Source organism: Corynebacterium sp. HMSC056F09 (genome assembly GCF_001815785.1).
GTDB classification, from domain to species: Bacteria; Actinomycetota; Actinomycetes; order Mycobacteriales; family Mycobacteriaceae; genus Corynebacterium; species Corynebacterium hiratae.
Window position 1 is genome coordinate 60,850 of record NZ_KV821981.1, and the last position, 22,808, is coordinate 83,657.

Genomic DNA, 22,808 nt, shown 5'->3' on the forward strand with positions numbered 1-22,808 from the left:
GGGTCATTCTAGCCGCGTGTATGGTGAGCAGACGGAGGCGTACGTGTCCTGGTGGGCGCCCCGGTCTTCAAAACCGGTGAGGCCGAGCATCTCGGTCTGGCAGGTTCGATTCCTGTCCGTCTCCGCCATTAGCGCAGCTAGGAGGAACTTTGATGACTGACCCCCGCCGCTTCATCCCGAAGATGGATGAAATCCTCCAGTACCCAGCGGTGCAGGACGCCCACCAACGATTGGCACCGCATTCGGTCCGGGCGATCATCGTCGCCGTGCTTGCCGACGCCCGCTCCGGCTCCCTTGACCCCACCCGCATTCAAGAGGAGCTGGCCGACAGGCTGGAAGTAGCACAGCCCTATTCCTTGCGCCGCGTCATCAATGCCACGGGCGTGATCATCCACACGAACCTGGGCCGCGCCCCTTTGCCGCCGGCAGCGGTGGATGCGCTCGTGGCAGCAGCTGGCTATACGGACGTTGAGATGGACTTGGACAGCGGCCTGCGCTCACGGGATAGAGGGCGCGCGGCAGTCGACGCTGTCTTGGCTGCCTGCCCCGGCGCGGAGGATGCGCTGGTGGTCAACAACGGGGCCTCTGCGCTGTTGCTGGCGACCGCTGCCTTGGCCCCGGGCAAGGAGGTCATCATTTCCCGCGGCGAACTTATTGAGATTGGTGCGGGCTTCCGTCTGCCGGAGCTCATCGAGTCCACGGCCACCCGCTTGCGGGAGGTGGGCGCGACGAACCGCACCCACGTGGCGGACTACGAGCGGGCGCTCGGGGAGAACACCGGGGCGATTCTCAAGGTGCATCCCTCGAACTTCTTGATCAGTGGGTTTACGTCTTCTGTGCCGGTTGCAGACCTGCGCAGACTCACAGATCTGCCGCTCATCGTGGATATCGGCTCAGGGTTGCTCGCACCCGATGAGGTGCTTCCTGAGGAACCCTCCGCCAGCGAGGCTCTTCGGGATGGCGCGGACGTAGTGCTCTTCTCGGGGGATAAACTCCTCGGCGGACCGCAAGCCGGCGTGCTTGTGGGAAAGAAGGAAGCGATCGCCGCGTGTAAGAAACATCCGCTGGCGAGGGCGGTGCGCATCGATAAGCTGCGGCTTAACGCCCTTGAGGCCTCCCTTGCCGCTCCCTCTAACGCCGTGCGGGATGCGCTGCACATTGACGCTAAACGTCATCGCGAGCGTACCGAGAAGGTCGCCGCGGCGGTGGGCGGCGAGGTTGTCGAGCATGCCGGGCGTGTGGGCGGCGGCGGGGCGCCCGAGGTACCGCTGCCGGGCTGGGCCGTGGCGTTGCCAGAAGAGCTGGCACGTCCACTGCGGTTGGGCGAGCCTCCCGTGGTGGCACGCGTGAACCAGGGACGCTGCCTGGTGGATGTGCGCTGCGTGCCGGAGGCGCAGGATGCGGAGCTTATTGCTGCGATTCAGGCGGTGATGTAGGTGTACGTTGTGGCGACCGCCGGGCATGTGGATCACGGAAAGTCGAGCCTGGTCAAAGCCCTGACGGGAATGGAACCGGACCGCTGGGAGGAAGAGAAGCGGCGCGGTTTGACCATCGACTTGGGGTTCGTGTGGACGAAGCTCGACTCCGGCGCCGACGTGGCTTTTGTCGATGTGCCGGGACACGAGAAGTTCCTGGGCAACATGCTGGCCGGGGTGGGGCCCGCGCCGGTGGTGCTCTTTGTCGTGGCGGCCGATGAAGGCTGGCAAGCGCAGTCCGCTGACCACCGCGATGCATTGCGCGCTCTGGGAATCGAGCACGGTGTGGTCGCGCTGACCCGCGCGGATAAGGCAGACGCTGCCCGCCGCGCTGAGGTCACCGCGCAGGTCAAGGCAGAGCTGGCGAAAACAGCGCTTGCCGACGCTCCCGTGGTCGAAGTCTCCGCAAAGACCGGCGAAGGCGTGGGGACATTGCGCACTGAGCTGGATCGGGTGCTCGCCGCTATGCCCGCGCCGGATCCTCAGGCACGCGTGCGGTTGTGGGTCGATCGCGCCTTCAGCGTGAAGGGCGCTGGCACCGTGGTGACGGGAACGCTGGCGGCGGGGACTGTCTCGGTGGGGGATGAGCTGCAGCTTGGCGGGCAACTCGTGACGGTGCGCAGCGTGCACAGCGAAAACACGTCGGTGGACAGCGCTGGTCCGGTGAGACGCGTGGCGCTTAACCTCCGTGGGGTGGCCGCGGATGAGGTTCATCGTGGGGATGCACTGCTGAGCCCAGAGCGCTGGCGGGTGCTCGATACCGTGGATATTCGCCGAACCTTTGGTACTGAGATGGCTGAGCTTCCCCAGAACCTCGTGGTGCACATTGGCACGGTGGGGGTGGGCGCGCGTTTGCGGCCTTTAGGCGGTGAGTTCGCGCGGTTGACACTGGAAAGCCCGCTACCTCTCACGTTGCTCGATCGGTTCGTGGTGCGCAGCCCCGGCGGGCGGCACGTAGCGGCGGGCTTCGAAGTCGTGGACGTGCACCCGGCTGAGCTGAGCAGGCGTGGTGATGCGAAGAAGCGCGCAGCTGAGCTAGAAGTTTTAGAGCCGGCGAACCCGTCCGAGTGGCTCAAGCGCTGCGGCTACGCTGCACACGAAGAGCTCGTGCGCGATGGCTTCTCGGTGGAGGAAAAGCCTGCCGGAGTCATCGAATTCGCTCGGTGGTGGATTGCCGCACGACAGGTGACCGCGTGGAAGAATGCTCTCGTTTCGGCTGTGGAAGCACATGCCGCAGCGAACCCGCTTTCCCCAGGACTGACGAAAGCAGCGGCCATGGACGCGCTGAACCTGTCGGAGCCGGCCCTGCTGGGCCTAGCAGTAGCGGCAGCCCAGCTCGAATCGGTCGATGGCGTGCTGCGCGTGCCTGGTCAGGCTGTAGATTTGGGCCCCGCGGAGAGGGGAGTAGCTGAGCTCGAGCAACGCCTGTACGCCGAGCCTTTCGCCGCCCCGGAGGCAGAAGAACTTAAGGAATTGGGGCTGGGCCCCAAAGAGCTCGCCGCTGCCGAGCGCGCCGGGCGTGTGCTCCGGTTAGACAAAGGCGTTGTGCTTTTGCCTTCCGCTCCTCGCGAGGCACTCGAAGTTGTCTCTACGTTGGAACAGCCTTTCACCCTCTCGGAGGCGCGCCAAGCCCTGGGGACGACGCGCCGGGTTGCCATCCCGCTCTTCGAGCACCTCGATGCCACCGGCGCGACCCGCCTAGTCGACGGCAAGCGCTTCGCATTCGGGCCAGGGGCAAAGGAACCAAAGTAAAGGCACCATTTGTCGCCGGTTTTCGGATAAACCCCAGGTCAATGAATTAGCGTAAGTGCATAAGGTGCCAGTTAAAAGGTGCCTTTGGTGGCCATTGAGAAAACTTTGAAGGCGCAAGTATCTTCATTGGCTTAGCGGTGACCGTCATTGACGGTCTCCGTTATGTTTTGTAGGGTGAACCCATGATCCAGTCTTTCGGTAACCGTGATACCGAGCTTGTCTGGTTACGCGAAGCGTCGCCGCGGATTGATTCGAGAATCCACAAAACTGCTAATAGAAAACTCCATCAGCTCGATGCTGCTGTTTCGCTGAACTCCTTACGTATTCCACCGGGCAACCGCCTCGAAGCTTTGAAAGGTGACCGGAAAGGAACATTCAGTATCCGAGTCAATCAGCAGTGGAGGATCACCTTCCGCTGGACCGAGGCCGGCCCAGCGGACGTTGTTATCGAGGACTATCACTAAGGACGGTTATGAGTACTAAGCTTTATCCGCCGATTCACCCCGGCGAAGTGCTTAATGAAGATTTCATCGAAGCTTTTGGGATTACCCAACACCAACTGGCTGTAGAAATTGGCGTCCCGCTGCGGAAGATTAATGAGATTGTTCACGGCAAGCGTGGAATCACCGCAGATACCGCTCTTCGGCTAGGAAAGTACTTCGGAATCGAACCGCAGTATTGGCTCAACCTGCAAAGCCGTTATGAATTGGAGGTGGCTGAGGATGCCGTCGCTGATGAAATCGATGGCATCCGGCCCCTCGGGGCGGCTTAAATTCAGCGGTTAATAGCGAGAGCGATTGGACTGGGGGCGTCCGCCAGAAGCAGAGCGGACTGAATGGCGGCTGCCTAGGTCAGGATCATCGCTTCCCCAGGAGTCTTCGGCCCAGATCGCAAAATCGCGATCGGCATAGCGCTCTTGTCGGGTGGCAAGGTGCTCCATCCTCTGCGCATAGCGTTTCTTCGAAGCATTAACTTCGTCAGCTTTAGAGCCTGTAGAGGATCGATTTCTGCGATTGTTGTGTTGTTTGCTGGGCATGATGAGTTCCTGAGCTTCTGAAACGGTGAGCTAGCGTAAATAAGACCCTACGCGAGAGGTGGGTTTAGCAGCCAGGTCGCGGCCGACCAACAGGGGCAAAGGAACCAAAGTAAAGGCACCATTTGCGGGCGGTTTTCGGAGAAATTCCAGGTCAATGAATTAGCGTAAGTGCATAAGGTGCCAGTCAAAAGGTGCCTTTGGGGGACGTGAAGGCGCGCGAGCCGGTGGGCAGCGGCGAAGCGAGGGGATCTGCAGGTGTGGTGAACTCCCAGTCGGCGTCGGGGTCGAGCGCTGGCGGGATGGCGGGCTTGTCCGGGTCGAGCGGCAGCGGTGGGACCGCGGGGGCGAAGAGCTCGGCAGGGTCAGTGGGGTCTGCGGGGGCGAGGGGAAGGTCCACTGCGATGCGGCCCCCTGCAGCATAAGCCCGGGCGGCCAGGGAAACACCGGACTGAGAGGCAGCTGCGAACGCGGCGGCCAGCGCCGGGGCATCGGAGAGCTCCGCGCACGGTCCGAGGACGAGGTTGTCGTGGGTGGCGAGGACGGTGTCGTCGAGAAGCGCGAGCGTCACGAAGAACTGCTTGGTGCCCATCTCGCGCAGCTGATGCGCGGTGAGCTCTCCCTCCGCGACGCGAACGAGGGCGCCGTGGCCCCCGCTGAGCAGGGCGGTGCCCGCCGGTTGATTGTTTGCGGGAATCATCCACGGGTCGAGGCCCAGAGCAACGGCAACTTCTATCTCGCCGTCAACGATCTCGACGGTGGCATGTGTTGCTGGAGTCATCGCCGCCGTGCGCAGACGGTTGAGAGCGGGATACTCGGCGGACTCCTCGCCATCGAGCGCGCCTAGAAAACCAAAATCCGAGCGCACACGCCAGCCTCCCGTTGTGGGCTCGGGGAGCAAGGACACGTCGACGAGCGCAGGCTGCTGCGCCAACCCCGGGATGCTCAGTGCGGTGGAAAAGTTGACGTGCTCAAGAATCGCGACGTGCTCGACACCAAAATAAGACGGAGCCAGCGGATACAGCACCATGGTTGCGACAGTCACCTCAAGAGTCAGATGGGATACGATGGACTCCTTCCAAGCTTACGCAGAGGCCGGGTTAGACACGCTATAGTTTCCCACTATGGACTTAGCCACCATCGCGTTCGCTTTCAGCCTTGTGCTGCTGTCGGGCTTGTCGACGTCCATCGGAGGCGCCCTCGCCGTAGGCAAGAGAGAACCTGGCCCGAAGTTCATGGCCGCTGCCCTGGGCCTGTCCGCAGGTGTGATGCTCTACGTCTCCTTCATGGAAATCCTGCCGGAGGCCCTGAAGAAGCTAGAAAGCACCCTCGGGGACGAAGCGCGCGCCACCTGGACGATGATGGCGGCATTCTTCGCGGGTATTGCGATCATTGCCATCATTGACCGCCTTGTGCCCGAGGAGATTAACCCGCACGAGCCGGCCACCACCGAGGAGGACGCGCGGCGCAAACGGCTGATGAAGACCGGCATGTTCACCGCCTTCGCGCTGGCTATCCACAACTTCCCGGAAGGCTTTGCCACGTTTCTCTCAGGCCTCGAAGCCCCGGAGATCGCCATCCCCGTCGCCGTGGCTATCGCCATCCACAACATCCCCGAGGGCATTGCGGTCGCAGTGCCCCTGCGCAGCGCGACGGGCTCGCGGAAGAGGGCCTTCTGGTGGGCCACGCTATCTGGCTTGGCCGAGCCCTCGGCGCTCTCATTGGCTTCGCGCTGCTGATGCCATTTATCGGCCCGATGACGTTCGGCATCAGCTTTGCCGTCATCGCCGGCATCATGGTGTTCATCTCCTTGGATGAGCTTCTGCCCACGGCAGAGGAGACCGGCGAACACCACTGCGCCATCTACGGGCTGATAGCCGGTATGGCGGTGATGGCTGTTTCGCTCGCGATGTTTATCTAAGGTTTATTTCACGCGCTCCGCGGTGGCCTTGACCGCCATGACAATGGAGACGATGACTGCGCCCAGAATAAAACCACACAGCATGGACAAGGCAGTATCTGCCGTCCAGGCGAGTGCGCCGTTGCCGATGCTTTCGGTGACGTGGTGGATGAAGCCATAGGGTTGCTCGGCGCCGAACTCGCTCAGACCCTTGACCACGATGTGGCCGCCGACCCACAGCATGGCGGCGGTGCCGATAATGCCGATGATCTTGAGCACGATAGGCATTCCCTTGACCAATGCGGTACCCAGGGCAGAGTCACCATCGTGACGCTTGAGCAGGGCGACGCCGATGTCATCCATCTTGACTAGAAGCCCGACGGCGCCATAGACACCCAAAGTGAGAAGCACGCCGACGGTGACCAGGGCACCGAGGCGCAGCCAGAAGGGCTGATCAATGACCTCGTTGAGGGAGATCACCATGATTTCGGCCGACAGGATGAGGTCGGTGGTGATAGCGGATTTCACCAGGGAGTCCTCGGCATCGGGGCCCTTTTCTTCCACGGTCTTTTCGTCCTTCTCACCGCGGTGAAGGACAGCATGGAAGATCTTCTCCGCCCCCTCGAAGCACAGGTACATACCTCCGCACATGAGGATAGGGGTGAGCGCCCACGGCGCGATCCAGGACAGGATGAGCGCGATGGGAAGGATGATGACCAGCTTGTTGATGAGCGAGCCCTTGGTGATGCGCCAAATCATGGGCAGCTCACGCTGCGGCTTGACGCCCTGGACATATTGAGGCGTGACAGCGGCGTCATCGACGACGACTCCCGCTGCTTTCGCCGAGGTTTTGCCGGCCAACGCTGCCACGTCGTCGACGCTGGAGGCAGCGGAGCGGGCGATCAGGGCGACGTCGTCAAGCAGGGCAAAGAGGCCACCGGCCATGACTCACATCCTTTAAGGTAGGGGAGAAGTACTCACCCTAGGTTACTCGGCAGGAACGAGCTCCACATTTTCTGCCCAAGTAAGGTCCATTCCCAGCGTGCGCAACCAATTCATGGCGTCATCGCCGTAGCGCGTGATGCCCTCGACGGCGGCCAGCGTGCGCTCCATGGCGCGCTCGGCTTCCTCCGCGCTGATAAGGCCGTTGGAGGTGGCGGCGGCTAGCTCGTCGATGTCGAGCACGTCAACCGGCTCGCCGGAGGTGGAGACCAAGTCGACGTAGAGATCGCGGGTGGTCCACACGTCCCCGTCAATGTCGATATCGGCAACGTCGATGTAGAAGTCTTGGTGCACGTCCACACCTTCACGGAAATGGAAGATATTGGCGCGCAGGCCGAGCTCTGGCAGCAGCCAAGACTCGAGGTAGCCGAAGCGCGGGTGGTTGGCGCCGCGGGCCATGTAGAGGCCAAAGTCGGTGACCCGGTAGGTGTCTACCTCGCGCTGGAAACCTTTCGGGTCGACATTGATGTTGTCGGCCGTATTGAAGGTCTCTTGCTTGACTGGGTGCAGGTCTGTGCTCATTAGTTCACCTCGAGGAAAGCCGCGGTAGGTGGGAAGGAACACGAGGATTCAGCAGTGTTAACCGCACCGGAGAGAACCGCCACGATGGTTCCCTTGCCGGTCGTTGCGCGGCCCGAGACCGTGGTTGGCCCATCGGTGTTGATGCCGTTGTTGAAGAGGGGTGTGGTGCCGAACTGGAAGGTGTCCAGGTTGAACCACTGAACGCGCATGGCGCCCTGCTCTTCAGCGGCGGTCGGGGTGCCCAGGGCGGTGAAGAGGAAGACGGCTTCGCCTTCGCCTGCGCCTGGGGCCGGCATCTCGGTCGGGCCAGGCACGGCGATGGCGGAACCCACCGAATCGCCCTGCCCGCCGATGCACTGCGCGGAGACCGTGGGCCAGTAGAACTGGCGGAAGCCGGGGTTATTTCCCTCCGGCATCGCGACGCCGCCCTCGCCGCCTTCACCAGCGGTGAAGTTGAGTGCGGTGAGGATGGCGCTACGGGCCTCCTGCGGGATCCATGGCTGTGCCGCGAAAGCACGAACGCGCTCCTGTGTCTCCGGGGTGGGACGACCGAGGCTGTCCAGCGGGTTGCTGCTCTGGGAGACGTTCACCAGCGAGGAGAGGTCGGGGGCGCCGGCATGTGCGGGCGTGATGCTGAGCAGGCCCATCATCAGGGCAGCAGTGAGTCCGGCTACGCCGCGACGGGCGGAGCCGGTGGAGTGCTGTTCAGAAAAGGCCATGGAGAATCCTTGCGTGTGGGTGGGGAAGTGACGTCACAGAAACTACACAGTGATCACGTCAGTCACAATAGTATCTGCTGTCACAATATTCACTTTTTCGGCGTAGTCAACTCTTTTTAGAGCCCTACTGTGCGGTATGTCGGTTCTTGATATCAATCTGTTACATCCCGCGCGATGCTGCACATCAAAGGGCTAGAGAGTATATTTAAGGGCCGTTCACATCGCTAACGCACCATGCTTTGAAGGAGCACCCCACACGTGAGTAATACTGAATTCCGTAACGTAGCCATCGTCGCGCACGTTGACCACGGTAAAACCACCCTTGTCAACGGCATGCTGGAGCAGTCCGGCGCTTTCGGCGACCATGGCGAACACTCGGATCGCGTCATGGACTCCAACGATCAGGAGCGCGAGCGCGGCATCACCATTCTGGCGAAGAACACCGCCATCCACCGCAAGGGCCTGGGCAAGGACGGCGGGGATCTCATCATCAACGTCATCGATACCCCAGGCCACGCCGACTTCGGCGGCGAGGTCGAGCGCGGTATCTCCATGGTGGACGGCGTTGTGCTGCTTGTCGACGCCTCCGAAGGCCCCCTCCCGCAGACCCGCTTCGTGCTCACCAAGGCACTGGAGGCGAAGCTGCCGGTCATCATTTGCGTGAATAAGACCGACCGCCCCGACGCCCGCATCGACGAGGTCGTCACCGAGGCCCAGGACCTGCTGCTGGAAATCGCCGCCGGCCTCGAGGACGAGGAAGCAGCCGCTGCCGCCGAGGAGCTGCTGGGCCTGCCGGTCCTCTACACCTCCGGCCGCGAGGGCAAGGCTTCCACTGAGAACCCAGGCAATGGCAACGTTCCGAACGCCGATGATCTGCAGGCGCTTTTCGACGTTATTTATGACGTCCTCCCCGAGCCCTCCGCCAAGGTCGACGCCCCTCTGCAGGCACACGTGACCAACCTGGACTCCGATGACTTCCTTGGTCGTATCGCCCTGCTTCGTATCTACTCGGGCACCCTCAAGAAGGGCCAGCAGGTGGCCTGGATGCACTACGACGAGGAAGGGGAGATGCACACCAAGACCGTCAAGGTGGCGGAGCTCCTGCGTACCGTCGGTTTCCAGCGCCAGCCGGATACCGAGGCCATCGCCGGTGACATCGTGGCGATCTCCGGTATCTCCGACATCATGATCGGTGACACCATCGCGGACGTGGAGAACCCGCAGCCGCTGCCGCGCATCAAGGTCGACGAGCCGGCCATCTCCATGACCATTGGCGTGAACACCTCCCCGATGGCAGGCCAGGGCGGCGGCGATAAGCTCACCGCCCGCTTGGTCAAGGCCCGCCTGGACCAGGAGCTCATCGGTAACGTCTCCATCAAGGTGCTGCCGACCGAGCGTCCCGACGCTTGGGAAGTCCAGGGCCGCGGCGAGATGGCGCTTTCCGTACTCATCGAGAACATGCGCCGCGAGGGCTTCGAGTTGACCGTCGGTAAGCCGCAGGTAGTCACCCAGGTCATCGACGGAAAGACGATGGAGCCCTATGAGATGCTCACCATCGATTCCCCCTCCGAGCACCAGGGCGCTATTACCCAGCTGCTGGCCACCCGCAAGGGGCAGATGCAGTCCATGGACGTGCGCGAGGGCGACTGGGTCCGCATGGTCTTCCGCGTTCCCGCCCGCGGTCTCATCGGTTTCCGCACCCAGTTCATGACGGAGACCCGCGGCGCTGGCATCGCCAACTCCATCTCCGATGGCCTCGACGTCTGGGCCGGTGACATCAAGGCCCGGCCGACCGGCTCGCTGGTGGCCGACCGTTCCGGACAGATCACCGCCTACGCCCTACAGCAGCTGGCGGACCGCGGTGACTTCTTCGTGGAACCGGGCATGGAGGCCTACGAGGGCATGGTTGTCGGTGCCAATAACCGTGATGAGGATATGGATATCAACATCACCAAGGAGAAGAAGCTGACCAACATGCGCTCCGCCACCGCGGATGCCACCGTCACCCTCGCCAAGGCTCGGACCCTGTCCCTGGAAGAGGCGCTGGAGTTCTGTGGCACCGACGAGTGCGTCGAGGTCGGCCCGAACGTTCTGCGCGTGCGCAAGGTCGAGCTGTCCGCCACCGACCGCAAGCGCGCGGCCGCCCGCGCCAAGCAGCTCAACAAGTAGTTCGCTCAGCGCCGCCCCGGGCAACTACAGTGGTAGGGAAAGTTTTCGGAATGTAAAGGTTGTGTGGAGTGGACCGTTTCCTGCCTCGGCTTGGCGTTATCCTCGCAGCCGCCCTGCTTACCGCCTGCCAGGCCAACCCCGGTCCGCCGCCGGTGGTAGATGAGAACGATCGCAGTACCACTCCAACGAATTCCAGCACCACGGCCCCGCCACCTGAGGCAGCACCCGAAGAGGACCTTCTGCCGGAGCGCAGCACCGTGGCGATTGGGGTGGACCCGCTGCGCGGCGGGCTCAACCCACACCTAGTGGCGAACAACTCCGAGCTGGTCAACCAGATTGCGGAGCTGGTCCTTCCTTCAGCTTTCCACGGCTCTGAGATGGATACGGATGTCCTGGAATCCGCAGAGGAGATCGAAGCCCCCGGCAGCATTGCCATGCGGGTACGCTATACCATCGCCGGGCCGGCGCAATGGTCGGATGGCACGCCGATCAGCGGCTCCGATTTTAACTACCTGTGGTCACAGATAACGCGCACGCCGGGCGCGAAGGACGTGGCTGGCTACCGGGCAATTACAGCCGTGCGGACCTCCGGGAATGGGCGCGTGGTCACCGTTGACTTTGCCCATCGCGTGGAGGATTGGCAGAAGCTCTTTGCCAACCTCGTGCCCTCCCACCTCCTGGAAGACCGCGATTTCGCCTCGGCCCTGGCGGACGGGATCCCCGCCTCGGCCGGGCGCTACCTCGTCGCCGGAATGGATCGCGGCCGGGGAATCATTACCCTCAACCGCAACGACCGGTTCTGGGGAGAAGATCCCGCGAATATCGACGTCATTCAGCTGCGCGCTGTGCGCGATACCGCGCAGGCGGTGAACATGTTGCGCTCGCACCAGATCGGTTTTGCTGATATCACCCCGCAGCAGACCACCCTGGAGAATTTGAGCCTGCTCAGCAACGTCAATACCGGTGTGGTGACCCGGCAACGCCAGCTGCGGCTGAACATGTCGGCCGTCGAGGGAGCGTTCGATGAACAGGCGCAACGCCGTGCGTTGGCCTCGCTTCTCGACACCGACCAACTAGCCCGCCTCGCCACCGGCCGCGCCTCGGAGCTCAAGCCTGGGAACAATCCCTTCGATAGCCACGCGGAGCTCGCCCCATTGCGCGAGCGTGCGGGCCGCAAGCCGGTGCGGATTGCCGTGGATCCCCAGTACCCCACCGCCTTGGCGGCGGCCACCACCATCGTGGACGTGCTCCAAGCCAAGGCCATCGACGCGGAGGTCGTCACCGAACGCCTGACCACGATTACCTCCGACCTGCTCCCGGCGGGCAAGGTGGATGCTGTGGTGGCGTGGGATGAGAACGGCGAGGACGCACTCAGCCTGGCCAACTATTTCGTGTGCGCGACACCCACGCGCCCGGCGGCAACGTTGTCTGGGTACTGCCCGGAAAACTCCGCCGACACTGCCCTGGGTATTCTCTCTGGCGACGTGGATTCCGCGACCGCGCAGGATCGCGTAGAGCATCTCAACAGGGAGGAAGCGCTCTTCGTTCCGCTGCTCAACGAGGTGCGTATCCATGCTTTGGGCAAGGGTATTGTTGGCCCCGGACAAAGCATTGAGGACTGGGACTCCGGCCTCATCAGCGCACCGCAGTGGAGGAAAGATGATGACTAAGGATCTCACTGGCTACCGTGTCGTGGCCGTTCATGCCCACCCAGATGACGAGGTGCTTTTTACCGGCGGAACGTTGGCGGACCTGTCCGCGCGCGGCGCGCAGGTCACGCTGATTACCGCGACGCTGGGAGAGGAAGGCGAGATCATCGGCGAGCCCTACCAGGGCCTCGCGGAGACCGACCAGCTGGGAGGGTTCCGCGCCTGGGAGCTTAAGCACGCGCTCGACGCTTTAGGCGTCGACGGTATTCAGCTGGGTGGTTTCGGGCACTTCCGCGATTCCGGCATGGAAGGCTCGCCCGCTCACGAGAATCCGCGGGCCCTGGTCAACCGCGTGGAAGAGGCCGCCGACCTGATGCGGGGCCACCTTGTCGCGCTGCGTCCACATGCAGTGCTGACCTATGGCCCGGACGGCGGTTACGGGCACCCCGACCATATCGCTGTGCACAAGGCCGTGCATGCGGCTGCCTCGCCTGAGCAGCGCATCTGGTGGGCCGTCTTTGAGCGCGCCGCGCACTACCGCGGCCTCGATGCTGTTACCCCTCCGGAGGGCTGGAGCCTGCCCGATAAGGAGTACCTGGATAACTTCACCAATGCTGGCTGCGATGTGGCCTACGAGCTCACTGACGCGGCTCTCAGCGCCAAGCGCGCAGCGATGCTGGCCCACGCCACGCAGATCTGGCTTGCCGACGGCTCCCTCACTACCGTCAACCCTCACGCCGCCCAGGCGGGCTTGAAGGATCCCGCGGAGGTTCCCGCTGCCTATGCCTTGTCCAACCTGCTCACCATGCCGCTGCTGCGCCACGAGTTCTACCAGCTGGGCCAAGGTGAGCTGCAGGATTCATTGCTGGGGGAGAAATGAGCGAGCGCGCAATCCGCACCGACTTCTCCCGCGGCGAGCAAGTAGGGGGCCTAGTGTGGCTCGTCTTAGGCGCACTCTGCTCGCTGACCTTAGAGGTGGTCTATCTCACCGCCCGCGTGCCATGGTTCGACGGGGCCAGCGTGGCCTTTCCGATCACCATCCTCATCGCCTTTTGGTTCAACGGGGTGCTGACCCGCACAGCGCGGCTGTGGAGTGAGAATCCCTACATCGCGGGCTTGCCCGGTTTAGCTTGGGTGGCGGGTTTCCTCGCGTTCATGCTGGGTGCCGCTATCGGGGACGGTAGCTTGCTGGCCAATAATATTCTCAGCCTGCTGCTGTTCGCCGCGGGAATCGCGGGTAGCGTTTGGCCATTTTTCGCCTCGGAGTAGCATACTGTTAGTCGTAGAAAACCCGTGACACACAGGAGTTTAAACACCTTATGACTTACACCATCGCGCAGCCTTGCGTCGACGTGATGGACCGCGGCTGCGTTGAAGAGTGCCCGGTCGACTGCATCTACGAGGGCAAGCGCATGCTCTACATCCACCCGGACGAGTGCGTGGACTGCGGCGCCTGTGAGCCGGCTTGCCCGGTGGAGGCCATCTTCTACGAGGATGATGTCCCGGATGAGTGGCTGGACTACAACGATGCTAACGCCGCCTTCTTTGATGATCTCGGCTCCCCGGGCGGCGCAGCTGCGCTCGGCCCGCAGGACTTTGATGTCCCGATGATCGCTGCACTCCCGCCTCAGAACCAGGAGTAATAGATGAGCCGCACGCCGCTGGGAGACACGCTCCCGGATTTTCCGTGGAACTCGCTTGCTGACGCCAAGAAGAAAGCACAGGCGCACCCGGACGGGATCGTTGACCTATCGGTGGGCAATCCCGTCGATCCGGTGGCCCCAGGCGTGCAGTTAGCGCTGTCCGCAGCGGCCGAGGCCCCCGGCTACCCGCAGACACAGGGCACCCCGGAGCTGCGCGAGGCCATTGCGAAGGCGCTGCAGCGCCGCTACAACATGAACGTGGACGCGGTGCTGCCGGTCATCGGCACTAAGGAAGCTATCGCCTGGCTGCCTACCTTGCTGGGCATGCGCGGCGAGACCGTGGCTTTCCCGACGGTGGCTTATCCCACCTATGAAGTCGGTGCACTTCTGGCCGGTGCCAAGCCTCTGCGCGCCGATGAGGATTTCCAGGATGCGTCGCTCGTGTTCATCAACTCGCCGTCGAATCCGACGGGCCGGGTGTTGGGCGTCGAGAAGCTGCGTGAGATCGTTGCCTGGGCGCGCGCGAACAACGCCATCGTGGCCTCGGACGAGTGCTACATGGGCCTGGGCTGGGATGATGAGAACCCGCCGGTGTCCATCCTGGATCCGCGCGTGACCGATGGCGACAACACCGGGCTCATTGCGATGCATTCGCTGTCCAAGAGCGCGAACATGGCTTCTTACCGTGCCGGTTTCTTCGCGGGCGATGCCCAGCTCATCGCGGAGCTGCTGGAGCTGCGCAAGCACGCAGGGCTCATCGTTCCAGGCCCCATCCAGGCGGCCATGGTCGCCGCGCTTGACGACGACCCCTCCGAAGCCCTCCAGCGCCAACGCTACGCCGCGCGCCGTGTGGATCTCATGCGGGCACTGACCGGCGCGGGCTTTCGGATCGAGCACTCCGAGGCTGGGCTCTACCTGTGGGCAACGCGCGGTGAGAACTGCCGGGCGACCGTCGACTGGCTGGCCGAGCGCGGCATCCTCGTTGCACCGGGTGACTTCTATGGCCCAGCGGGCGAGCAATTCGTGCGCATTGGCCTCAACGGCACTGATGAGCGCATCGCCGCAGCCGTGGCCCGCTTGGCTGCGTAAATGGCCTTTCGCCCACCAGCGCGGGAGGGGATTAGCCCGCGTAAGGTGATGCTCACGGGCATCGTGCCCGCCACTCCTACCTATTGGGCAGGTGAGGCGGGCGATTCCGCGTTTTCGCCCGGTACTCGCTTAGAGCCCGGCACTGTGCTTCCCGGCCCAACGCTGGCCTGGTATCACCCTTCGGTGCCTTCCGAAGAGCCTATTCCGTTTGATTACCGCGTGGTGTTTGAGGACGGGGACCTGATAGTCGCGGACAAGCCGCACTTTCTGCCCACGACGTCGAACGGGCGCATCGTGCGCGAGACCCTCCAAACCCGCCTGCGCGTGGACTACGGGGAGGACTCTATTGTGCCGCTGCACCGGCTGGACCGGTTGACGTCGGGGTTGGTGCTGTGCTCGCGTAATCCGCGCACGCGCGCTGCGTACCAGCAGCTTTTTCAGGAGCGTGCGGTGGTGAAGCGCTACCGTGCTCGGGTGGCCGCGCCCTTCTCCTTCGACGGCACGGTGCGGCTGGGCATGCGGCGAGTGCGGGGTGAGCGCCAGGTCCGCGTGGATCCTATCGGCACGCCTACGGTGACTCGGGTGCGCGCTCGGGGGACGGTGGCCGATGTCTGGCCACTGACCGGCCATACCCACCAGATTCGCGTGGTGCTTAACCACCTGGGGCATCCGATTGTGGGGGATGATACTTATCCGGTGGATCGCGGGTTGTCCCTCTACGATTTTTCCACGCCCCTGCGGCTTACTCACGTCGCTTTGAGCTTTAAGGATCCGCTTTCTGGTGAGAAGCGTGAGTTTCAGCTGTGAGATTCGGCGCTCTTGCGGCGCGCGTTTTAGTTTGCGCTTCGCGAGGGACTAGACTCGGACGAAGTTTTATTCATCATAATTGAGCATTTTGTACGAAGGGCGTGTCCATGGCGGATCTGAGCTTTGCTCGCTTTGCCTCGAATCTTGGCCAGTTCATTAAGTTCGGTCTGGTCGGTGGTTCGGGCACGTTGGTCAACATTGCGACTTCGATTGTGGCTGCAAAGTGCGGTTTGGCGTGGTTTGGTGCCACGCCGCATGACGCGATGTTCAACCTGTTCGGCACGCAGTTTCACGTGCGTTGGTTCATGCTCTTTTCTACCATTGCCTTCCTCGTGGCGAATACCTGGAATTACCAGCTCAACCGCATGTGGACGTTCAAGTCCGTCAACAAGGTGTCGTGGTTGCGGGGGTTCTTCCCGTTTCTCATTACGGGCATCGGTGCATACTTGGTGACCCTCGCGGTGCAGTACCTGCTGATGAATCCGACTTCGCCGCTGCAACTGCCTCCCCATATTTTCGATGATTCAACCGGATTCCGCACCATGTACTACTGGGCCAACGCGATTTCCATCGTGGTAGCCATGCCCATTAATTTCATCTTCAATAAGCTGTGGACCTTTCGCTCGACGCCCAAGGCGCCGGTCGTGGTCCACGAGACCGAGCCGGCTTAACCCCTTCCGCCCCGCCTGTCCTTCCGCACGGCACCTGCCCCGCGCCTGCCTTTCACGCTCACCAGCGATGGCCGGCGGGGCTTTTTACATGCTGCGGTGAGCGGGAAGGGGGCGTCGGCAAGCAATGCTCCCTTCGCGCTCACTGAAGACACAGCGTGGAAGCGCTCCATCGTGCTGGTGAGTGTTTAGGCGTGGAAATCAGAAACCCGCCCTTGGCGCTCACCGGCAACTAATAGATTCGTTAGTTCCCGCTCACGGTGATCGCGAAGGGAGATGGTAGCGGTTTAGCGGGGCAGGGCCGCATTCTTAGCGGGGGCGGGCAGTATCGGCTTGAACTACCTTTGGCGCTCACCGGCGCCTGTAAAAAGTAAGACCCGCCGTCCGCGGTGAGCGCGAAGGGCGGGACGGCAAGGAGAGCAAGCTAGTCGTCGAGCTCGGCGTCGAGGCGGGCTTGGTCGCGTTGGTGCTGGCGGCGGCGGAGGAATGGTGTGAAGATGATGGCGGCGGTCACGCCGGCCCCAGCGCCAATCAAGTAGGAGGTGGAGTCCGGTGCGTAAGCGTTATGGGCAATTCCGACGAACATCACAATGAGCGGGATGAGGTCGACGGTCATCGCAGACCAATTACGGCCAACAGATGGGGTGGCGACTCGTTTGCGCAGCCACGCCGTGCCGAAGAGATTGCCGATGATAGACGGCGCGATGGCGAGGAAGCACAGCATGCTCATCTTCCCAGGTAGTACCCAAGCGAGGGTGGCTGCTGCGACGATCTCGAGGAACTGTGCAGGCGGCGCAGCGATGGCATACGCCTTGTAGAAAGTCTCGCGCTCGAATTCGTCGCGAGAGGCGCGGTCGATCTCGCGGAGCGTGTAGTTGGCCAGGGCGTTAATCATGTTTTTCATCTCCAAAGATTTCTTCGACGGTTTTTCCTAGTTCGCGGCAAATGTCGAGTGCTAGGTGCACAGAGGGGGAGTAGTTGCCGCGCTCGATATTGGCGATTGTTTGGCGGGAAACGCCGGCTCGTTCGGCGAGTTCGGCTTGAGACATTTCGAGCCAGCGCCGCCATTTGCGGACCATGTTCTGGTGCTCAGCCATCTGCCCTCCTTTACGGTGTGTCGTGCGTACATGACTAAGTGTAAAGCAAACTTGTCACGATGGCAATGTTTGCATGCATAAGTGCCAAGTCCAATAAGGCTGGGTCGCCGCAGAAGGGAGCTTGGGATTTCGTCCTTTGAGCAGCTCAAGAGTCGCTTTGATAAGCAAGAAGGCGTCGTTGAGGTGGTAGCGGATATCGTCGGCAGTAAAGCGCAAAACCGTATACCCATGGGCTACGGCCGCGTTCTGCTTCGAGCGGTCCGCTTGAAACGCCCGATCATTTTTGTGGTACTCCCAGCCGTCGACCTCGATGATGAGCTTGCCAATCTTCAGGTCAAAGCGGTACCCCGCAATGAGCGCGTTGTGCTCAGGAAAGATCCCGTCCGCGCTAAGCCTTCGGCTGAGCTGGCGCTCCGGTACGCTATCGGCCCCAATCGGCGTGCGGCGGATAGTCTCTTTCAAGCGCCGGGGAACCCGACGCATCCTTCGCCGGTCATCTTCGAGGCGGGCTGGTCCTGTTTTGCCGCGGTAGTGCGCTTCCAGCAGCTGCCCGCACGCCGCGGCTATACGACGGGCTGCCCACAGCACCTGAACAACAGGCAGGCCATTTACCTTGGCAGTAGCCGACAGGCGTGAATGAGTCACGCGAAAATTTTTGCCCTTAAGCGTGCGCGGGCCCTCGGCTTCCAGCGGAAACGTCAGCTTCCTCCCCAGGTGAATCTCCTGTGCGGTCTTGCCCGTGAAATGTATTCGACTGAGCCCGTGTGCCAGAGCCCGCGCCACGGCAAGCGGCGACCACTCGTCGCTATAAATCCCGCGGTGCACGCGAAAGAGCGTCCCCGCGCGAAGCTTCCGCCTGATTGCCTCCTTGCTCAAGCCCTGCTCGCGAAGCTCCGCGGTCGTCCATGCCTTCATGAAGCTCAAGGTATGCAGTGCTTCACGACGCGTCGAGGGTCAATCCCCGCCTGTGGATAACTTGGCCCTGCGGCGTCGATTTTGCGCTAAAAAGCTGTCGCGTCCGCAATTTTTGCACCTCTTGCCCGCCCCGAAACTCCCTTCGCGCCCACGGGCAGCCTTGAAAAAGCGACACCCCGGTCGCCGGTGAGCGCGAAGGGTGGTCAGTGATAGGCGTGGCGGGAAAGCGGCCCGTTTGGTTCCGCCTTCCCCTTTGCGCTCACGGAGCACGTGCCTGGTGCTCTTCAGCTCATCGATGGTGAGCGCGAAGGGAGTGATTGAGTGGGTAAGCTCCTGCGCCTGACCCTTGGCGGCCACCAAGAGCGGACAAACGGTACAACGCTGGTCGGCCGGTGAGCGCGAAAGGTGGGGCGGCGATGGAAACGAGGGGTTGGGCGGCGATGGAAACGAGGGGGTGGGGCGGCGAGATGGCGAGGGGCGGCTAGCGGGCCTCGAGCTCCTCGGCCGTCGGTAGGGGCAGGCGCGAGGTCGGGGCAATGCCGCGGGCCTTCGCGTTGATGACGCCGGCGATGGCGAGTACCGCGAACATGGCGGCGGCGGAGAAGAGTTGGATGCGGGCGGAGGCGTCGGTAAGCATGAGCACCGCAATGGCCGCAAAGAGCGCCAGCGCGAACCACGTGAGGTAGGGGTAGGCCCACATGCGTACCGGCAGCGGGTGGATGGCCTCGAGCTGCGGGCGCAGGCGCAACTGGCTCACTGCGATGAAGACCCACACGATGAGCAGCGAGGCGCCAGCGGCGTTGAGCATGAAGGACAGCAGCCACCCGTTATCTGCATAGTTGAGAACAACCATCACCGCGGAAAGAATGACAGACAGCGCGATGGCCGCCGTCGGGACGCCGCGACGGTCGGTGGCGGCGAAGAGCTTGGGGGCTTCACCGCGGCTAGCCAGCGAGTGCATCATGCGGGAGGAAGCGTAGATCTGCGCGTTAAAAGCAGAGAGCAGTGCGAGAACGATGACCACTTCCATGATGGCAGCAGCACCTGGAATTCCCGCGCGGTCCAAGACCATGGTGAACGGCGACTCGGCAGCAGACTTCGCGGAACCGAGCGAGGAATAGGGCAAGAGGAAGGTGATGACGAGAACAGAGCCCAGGTAGAACACCGAAATGCGCGTAATGGTGGTGCGCACTGCGTTGACGAGGGACTTTTCGGGGTCCTCGGATTCTGCCGCGGCGATGGCGACAACCTCGATGCCGCCGAACGCGAAGGCCACGGCAAGCAAGCCGGCGGCCACGCCGCCGAGGCCGTTGGGCATGAAGCCGTCTTCGAGGAAGACAGACGTGCCGATGAAGGTGTGGCCGGGGAGAAGGCCGAAGATGAGCAGCGCGCCGATAACGAGGAAAGCAATAATGACGGCGACCTTGATGAAGGCGAACCAGTACTCAAACTCACCAAACAAGCGCACTCGCAGCAGGTTGATGGTGCCGAAGAGAGCCACGCAGATGGCTGCGGGGATCCAGGGCGGGCAGTTAAACCACGCGCCGATGAATCCGGCCGCGCCGGTGATTTCCGCGCCCAGAACCGCGACGGTGGCAAGCCAATAAATCCAGCCCTGCGTAAAGCCTGCCCAGCGGCCGATACCGTGCTCCGCATATTCGGAAAAGGAGCCGGATGCGGGGATGACCGTGCCCATCTCACCGAGCATCTGCATGACCAGGATGGCAAGGAATCCAGCGATGAGGTAAGCCAAGAGGACCGCGGGGCCGGCAGCAGAAATGCCAACACCGGTGCCTAGGAAAAGGCCGGCGCCGATAGTGGAGCCCAGCCCCATCATGGTCAGGTGGCGGACCTTCAAGCCGCTGCCGAGTGAGCGAGGAGAGGAATCGTTTTGAGCAGTCACCTTTAGCATTGTAGGCAGCCGCTCGCGGTAAGTGGGCATAAAGGGCCCGGGATCAAGAAAAGCCCCCGCAAGAACGGGGGCCTCAAGCAACAGCGTTTAGTTCTTGTGCAGGTCCTCGTTGAGGGCCACAGCCTCAGACTTCCAGTCCACGGCCTCGACGGCGCCGGTCACGGAGTTGCGGCGCAGCAGTACGCCGGAAACGCCAGAGAGCTTGGATCCCTTGATGGTGTCGCCCTCAGACAGGCCCAGAGCCTCCGCGATCTTGCCGAAGACCGCAATCTTGGTACCGGCGGTGACGTAGAGGCCGGCTTCGACGACGGCGTCGTCGCCAAGCGAAATGCCCACGCCGGAGTTCGCGCCGAGCAGGCAGCGCTCACCGATGGAGATGACCTCCTTGCCGCCGCCGGACAGGGTGCCCATGATGGAGGCGCCGCCGCCGATATCGGAGCCATCGCCCACGACGACGCCTGCGGAAATACGGCCCTCGACCATGGAGGCGCCCAGGGTGCCGGCGTTGAAGTTAACGAAGCCCTCGTGCATCACGGTCGTGCCCTCAGCGAGGTGGGCGCCCAGGCGAACGCGGTCGGCGTCACCGATGCGCACGCCGGACGGGACAACGTAGTCCACCATGCGCGGGAACTTATCGACGGAGTAGACCACGACCGGGCCGCGGGAGGCGAGGCGGCCGCGGACCATCTGGAAATCGGCAACCGCGCAGGGGCCGTAGTTGGTCCACACCACGTTGGCCAGCTTGCCGAAGATACCGTCGACGTTCAGGCCGTGAGGCTTGACTGCACGGTGGGAGAGCAGGTGCAGGCGCAGGTAAGCGTCGTAGGTGTCGGCGGGAGCCTCGTCCAGATCCTTGATGGACGTCTCCACCGCGATGCGGGCGACGCCGCGCTCCTCGTCGGGGCCAACGAGGTCAGCGAACTGCTGCGGAACCTCCTCCAAGCGCTCGGTGCCGCTGGCTTCTACAGAGATATCGGTGTGAACTGCGGGGAACCAGACGTCCAGGACGGTGCCGTCGTGGGTAATGGTTGCCAGGCCGCGTGCGGATGCTGAAGTCATAGGGTCACACCCTAGCAGCTACGCGTTCGACGCGCGCCTTTTGTTACCCGGCAGTAGGTGGAAGATCACAACCAGGGCCACGGTCAGGATGAGGACGGCGAGGACTTGGTTGCGGGCGGAGGCGTCGAAAAGCATGAGAATCGTAAGACCCACCAGTGCTAGGGCAGTCAGCCACGGCAGCCAGGGGAAGCCCGGCACGCGCAGCGTCGTGAGCTCGCCGTTGGCCTTCATCTGAGGGTGCAGTTTGATGTAGGAGGCCACGATGAAACACCAGATGACCAGCAGGCAGCCGCCCACCGCGTTGAAGAGGAAGGCCAGAAGCCCCGGCGGGTTCCAGTACTGCAGCACCACCGATGCGAAGGCAAAGATGATGGAGAGCACGACCGCGAAGATAGGGGAGCCGGAGACGTTGGTCTTCAAGAAGACGTGGTGCGCGCTGTGGTCCTTGGCCATGTCGTAGACCAAGCGGGAGGTGGCGTAAATCTGCGCATTGAAGGCAGACAGCAGCGCCAGGGCAATGATGGCTTCCATGAATCCCGCGGCGAAGGGGATTTTCGCGGCGGCGAGGACCAGGGTGAAGGGCGAGTCCGCGGCCACATCGGCGTCCTGGATGGAGCTGAAAGGCAAGGCCATGGTGATGACCAGGATGGAGCCGATGTAGAAGACCATGATGCGCACGATGATGGCGCGCACGGCAGTAGCGACGTTGTGGGCCGGGTCCTCAGATTCCGCCGCGGCAATGGTGACCAGTTCGATGCCACCGAAAGCGAAAGCCACGGCGAGCAAGCCGGCAGCAAAGCCGGGGCCGCCGTTGGGCAGGAAGTTCTCCGTGAAGTTATGTCCCGCCATGGACAGGTCCATACCCGGCAGGATACCCAGTGCCATGAGCACACCGACGCCCAGGAAGGCCACGATCGTGGCCACCTTGATGATGGCGAACCAGAACTCGAATTCGCCGAAGCCACCCACGGCGGCAAAGTTAACGATGGCGAAGAAGACCACGGCCACCAATGCCGGAATCCAGGGGTCCACCCCGAACCAGTTGGAGACAATCGCCGCGGCACCGGTAATCTCCGCGCCCATCACCATGACCAGCATGAACCAGTAAATCCAGCCCAAGGTAAACCTGGCCCAGGGCCCGAAGGCCTGGCCCGCATAGGTAGAGAAAGCGCCCAGCGAAGGCCGGGCGGCGGCCATCTCGCCGAGCATCCACATCACCAAAGCGATGAGCGCACCAGCCACCGCATAGGAAATAAGGACGGAGGTGCCGGATACCTGGATGCCTAGGCCGACGCCCAGGAAGAGGCCTGCGCCCACCGCGGAGCCGAGGCCCATCATGGTGAGGTGGCGGGTTTTGAGTTGAGTGGCCGCAGCCATAGGGAAATCACCTTCAACGC

Annotated in this window: 22 protein-coding genes, 1 tRNA gene and 1 pseudogene; 14 read left to right on the forward strand and 10 right to left on the reverse strand. The window is 62.7% G+C overall.

Annotated features, from left to right (window positions below; translation table 11 throughout):
- The first annotated feature begins 33 nt into the window (after positions 1–33).
- The 5 genes from HMPREF3056_RS12695 to HMPREF3056_RS12715 all read left to right on the forward strand — a co-directional run bounded on the left by HMPREF3056_RS12695 (position 34) and on the right by HMPREF3056_RS12715 (position 3,999).
- A tRNA-Sec gene (locus tag HMPREF3056_RS12695) sits at positions 34–128 on the forward strand.
- Between the two features lie 24 nt (positions 129–152).
- Entirely contained in the window at positions 153–1,436 is a 1,284-nt protein-coding gene (gene selA, locus HMPREF3056_RS12700; RefSeq protein ID WP_210401800.1) for an L-seryl-tRNA(Sec) selenium transferase, read from the forward strand.
- Complete coding sequence (gene selB / locus HMPREF3056_RS12705) at positions 1,437–3,227, forward strand: selenocysteine-specific translation elongation factor (RefSeq protein WP_070754985.1); 1,791 nt, start codon at positions 1,437–1,439, stop codon at positions 3,225–3,227.
- Between the two features lie 182 nt (positions 3,228–3,409).
- Positions 3,410–3,691, forward strand: coding sequence for a type II toxin-antitoxin system RelE/ParE family toxin (locus HMPREF3056_RS12710; protein WP_049156403.1), 282 nt, complete (start codon positions 3,410–3,412; stop codon positions 3,689–3,691).
- Between the two features lie 8 nt (positions 3,692–3,699).
- Complete coding sequence (locus HMPREF3056_RS12715) at positions 3,700–3,999, forward strand: HigA family addiction module antitoxin (protein WP_049156400.1); 300 nt, start codon at positions 3,700–3,702, stop codon at positions 3,997–3,999.
- Between the two features lie 448 nt (positions 4,000–4,447).
- On the opposite strand, the gene HMPREF3056_RS12720 is transcribed toward HMPREF3056_RS12715, so the two are convergent.
- Positions 4,448–5,305 carry a hypothetical protein gene (locus HMPREF3056_RS12720; protein ID WP_246822531.1) on the reverse strand — a complete coding sequence of 286 codons (858 nt, stop codon included), beginning with the start codon at positions 5,303–5,305 and terminating at the stop codon, positions 4,448–4,450.
- 79 nt (positions 5,306–5,384) lie between these two features.
- Here HMPREF3056_RS12720 and zupT point away from each other — a divergent pair.
- Positions 5,385–6,181, forward strand: a pseudogene (zupT, locus tag HMPREF3056_RS12725) (zinc transporter ZupT).
- Positions 6,182–6,184: 3 nt separating this feature from the next.
- Here the strand turns inward: zupT and HMPREF3056_RS12730 are convergent.
- Genes HMPREF3056_RS12730 through HMPREF3056_RS12740 form a run of 3 tightly spaced genes read right to left on the reverse strand, consistent with a single transcriptional unit; the run spans position 6,185 to position 8,403 of the window.
- On the reverse strand, positions 6,185–7,105 hold the full coding sequence (locus HMPREF3056_RS12730; protein ID WP_070754986.1) for a DUF808 domain-containing protein: 921 nt from the start codon (positions 7,103–7,105) through the stop codon (positions 6,185–6,187).
- A 42-nt stretch (positions 7,106–7,147) separates the two neighbouring features.
- Complete coding sequence (locus HMPREF3056_RS12735; RefSeq protein WP_070516799.1) at positions 7,148–7,684, reverse strand: ribonuclease FAU-1 family protein; 537 nt, start codon at positions 7,682–7,684, stop codon at positions 7,148–7,150.
- Entirely contained in the window at positions 7,684–8,403 is a 720-nt protein-coding gene (locus HMPREF3056_RS12740) for an Rv1157c family protein (RefSeq protein WP_070700780.1), read from the reverse strand. The genes HMPREF3056_RS12735 and HMPREF3056_RS12740 overlap by 1 nt, the downstream gene beginning before the upstream one ends.
- Before the next feature lie 258 nt (positions 8,404–8,661).
- On the opposite strand from HMPREF3056_RS12740, the gene typA reads away from it, so the two are divergent.
- The 8 genes from typA (at position 8,662) to HMPREF3056_RS12780 (ending at position 16,431) form a co-directional block, all read left to right on the forward strand.
- Positions 8,662–10,572 (forward strand): translational GTPase TypA, encoded by a 1,911-nt coding sequence (gene typA, locus HMPREF3056_RS12745; protein WP_046648270.1) that lies wholly within the window; start codon positions 8,662–8,664, stop codon positions 10,570–10,572.
- Between the two features lie 68 nt (positions 10,573–10,640).
- On the forward strand, positions 10,641–12,242 hold the full coding sequence (locus HMPREF3056_RS12750; protein WP_049154364.1) for an ABC transporter family substrate-binding protein: 1,602 nt from the start codon (positions 10,641–10,643) through the stop codon (positions 12,240–12,242).
- Positions 12,232–13,101, forward strand: a complete 870-nt coding sequence (locus tag HMPREF3056_RS12755) for a PIG-L family deacetylase (protein ID WP_049154366.1) — start codon at positions 12,232–12,234, stop codon at positions 13,099–13,101. The genes HMPREF3056_RS12750 and HMPREF3056_RS12755 overlap by 11 nt, the downstream gene beginning before the upstream one ends.
- Positions 13,098–13,490: a hypothetical protein gene (locus HMPREF3056_RS12760; RefSeq protein ID WP_049154368.1), complete on the forward strand. Its 393-nt coding sequence runs from the start codon at positions 13,098–13,100 to the stop codon at positions 13,488–13,490. Before HMPREF3056_RS12755 ends, HMPREF3056_RS12760 begins: the two co-directional genes overlap by 4 nt.
- A gap of 50 nt (positions 13,491–13,540) precedes the next feature.
- Positions 13,541–13,864 (forward strand): ferredoxin, encoded by a 324-nt coding sequence (gene fdxA / locus HMPREF3056_RS12765; protein WP_005327491.1) that lies wholly within the window; start codon positions 13,541–13,543, stop codon positions 13,862–13,864.
- A 3-nt stretch (positions 13,865–13,867) separates the two neighbouring features.
- Entirely contained in the window at positions 13,868–14,953 is a 1,086-nt protein-coding gene (gene dapC / locus HMPREF3056_RS12770; protein ID WP_049154371.1) for a succinyldiaminopimelate transaminase, read from the forward strand.
- Entirely contained in the window at positions 14,954–15,760 is an 807-nt protein-coding gene (locus tag HMPREF3056_RS12775; RefSeq protein ID WP_070754987.1) for a pseudouridine synthase, read from the forward strand.
- A 107-nt stretch (positions 15,761–15,867) separates the two neighbouring features.
- Positions 15,868–16,431: a GtrA family protein gene (locus tag HMPREF3056_RS12780; protein ID WP_070754988.1), complete on the forward strand. Its 564-nt coding sequence runs from the start codon at positions 15,868–15,870 to the stop codon at positions 16,429–16,431.
- A 421-nt stretch (positions 16,432–16,852) separates the two neighbouring features.
- Here the strand turns inward: HMPREF3056_RS12780 and HMPREF3056_RS12785 are convergent, their stop codons facing one another.
- From HMPREF3056_RS12785 to HMPREF3056_RS12810, 6 genes are all read right to left on the reverse strand, one after another.
- On the reverse strand, positions 16,853–17,323 hold the full coding sequence (locus HMPREF3056_RS12785) for a hypothetical protein (protein WP_070754989.1): 471 nt from the start codon (positions 17,321–17,323) through the stop codon (positions 16,853–16,855).
- Positions 17,316–17,525 carry a helix-turn-helix transcriptional regulator gene (locus tag HMPREF3056_RS13650; RefSeq protein ID WP_070754990.1) on the reverse strand — a complete coding sequence of 70 codons (210 nt, stop codon included), beginning with the start codon at positions 17,523–17,525 and terminating at the stop codon, positions 17,316–17,318. The genes HMPREF3056_RS12785 and HMPREF3056_RS13650 overlap by 8 nt, the downstream gene beginning before the upstream one ends.
- A 54-nt stretch (positions 17,526–17,579) precedes the next feature.
- On the reverse strand, positions 17,580–18,440 hold the full coding sequence (locus HMPREF3056_RS12795) for a DUF559 domain-containing protein (protein ID WP_049154375.1): 861 nt from the start codon (positions 18,438–18,440) through the stop codon (positions 17,580–17,582).
- Between the two features lie 481 nt (positions 18,441–18,921).
- Complete coding sequence (locus tag HMPREF3056_RS12800) at positions 18,922–20,352, reverse strand: amino acid permease (RefSeq protein WP_070754991.1); 1,431 nt, start codon at positions 20,350–20,352, stop codon at positions 18,922–18,924.
- A gap of 87 nt (positions 20,353–20,439) precedes the next feature.
- On the reverse strand, positions 20,440–21,411 hold the full coding sequence (gene dapD / locus HMPREF3056_RS12805; protein WP_070547281.1) for a 2,3,4,5-tetrahydropyridine-2,6-dicarboxylate N-succinyltransferase: 972 nt from the start codon (positions 21,409–21,411) through the stop codon (positions 20,440–20,442).
- A gap of 18 nt (positions 21,412–21,429) precedes the next feature.
- Positions 21,430–22,788, reverse strand: coding sequence for an amino acid permease (locus HMPREF3056_RS12810; protein ID WP_070754992.1), 1,359 nt, complete (start codon positions 22,786–22,788; stop codon positions 21,430–21,432).
- Positions 22,789–22,808 lie beyond the last annotated feature (20 nt).

Bases quoted from the DNA above. Each gene is read 5' to 3' on its own strand.
- HMPREF3056_RS12715 (WP_049156400.1), top strand. From the start codon at position 3,700: ATGAGTACTAAGCTTTATCCGCCGATTCACCCCGGCGAAGTGCTTAAT.
- fdxA (WP_005327491.1), top strand. From the start codon at position 13,541: ATGACTTACACCATCGCGCAGCCTTGCGTCGACGTGATGGACCGCGGC.
- HMPREF3056_RS12780 (WP_070754988.1), top strand. From the start codon at position 15,868: ATGGCGGATCTGAGCTTTGCTCGCTTTGCCTCGAATCTTGGCCAGTTC.
- HMPREF3056_RS12810 (WP_070754992.1), bottom strand. From the start codon at position 22,788: ATGGCTGCGGCCACTCAACTCAAAACCCGCCACCTCACCATGATGGGC.
- HMPREF3056_RS12775 (WP_070754987.1), top strand. From the start codon at position 14,954: ATGGCCTTTCGCCCACCAGCGCGGGAGGGGATTAGCCCGCGTAAGGTG.
- HMPREF3056_RS12755 (WP_049154366.1), top strand. From the start codon at position 12,232: ATGATGACTAAGGATCTCACTGGCTACCGTGTCGTGGCCGTTCATGCC.
- HMPREF3056_RS13650 (WP_070754990.1), bottom strand. From the start codon at position 17,525: ATGGCTGAGCACCAGAACATGGTCCGCAAATGGCGGCGCTGGCTCGAA.
- selA (WP_210401800.1), top strand. From the start codon at position 153: ATGACTGACCCCCGCCGCTTCATCCCGAAGATGGATGAAATCCTCCAG.
- dapD (WP_070547281.1), bottom strand. From the start codon at position 21,411: ATGACTTCAGCATCCGCACGCGGCCTGGCAACCATTACCCACGACGGC.
- HMPREF3056_RS12710 (WP_049156403.1), top strand. From the start codon at position 3,410: ATGATCCAGTCTTTCGGTAACCGTGATACCGAGCTTGTCTGGTTACGC.
- HMPREF3056_RS12740 (WP_070700780.1), bottom strand. From the start codon at position 8,403: ATGGCCTTTTCTGAACAGCACTCCACCGGCTCCGCCCGTCGCGGCGTA.
- HMPREF3056_RS12795 (WP_049154375.1), bottom strand. From the start codon at position 18,440: ATGAAGGCATGGACGACCGCGGAGCTTCGCGAGCAGGGCTTGAGCAAG.
- HMPREF3056_RS12730 (WP_070754986.1), bottom strand. From the start codon at position 7,105: ATGGCCGGTGGCCTCTTTGCCCTGCTTGACGACGTCGCCCTGATCGCC.
- HMPREF3056_RS12760 (WP_049154368.1), top strand. From the start codon at position 13,098: ATGAGCGAGCGCGCAATCCGCACCGACTTCTCCCGCGGCGAGCAAGTA.
- HMPREF3056_RS12735 (WP_070516799.1), bottom strand. From the start codon at position 7,684: ATGAGCACAGACCTGCACCCAGTCAAGCAAGAGACCTTCAATACGGCC.
- HMPREF3056_RS12785 (WP_070754989.1), bottom strand. From the start codon at position 17,323: ATGATTAACGCCCTGGCCAACTACACGCTCCGCGAGATCGACCGCGCC.
- HMPREF3056_RS12800 (WP_070754991.1), bottom strand. From the start codon at position 20,352: ATGCTAAAGGTGACTGCTCAAAACGATTCCTCTCCTCGCTCACTCGGC.
- dapC (WP_049154371.1), top strand. From the start codon at position 13,868: ATGAGCCGCACGCCGCTGGGAGACACGCTCCCGGATTTTCCGTGGAAC.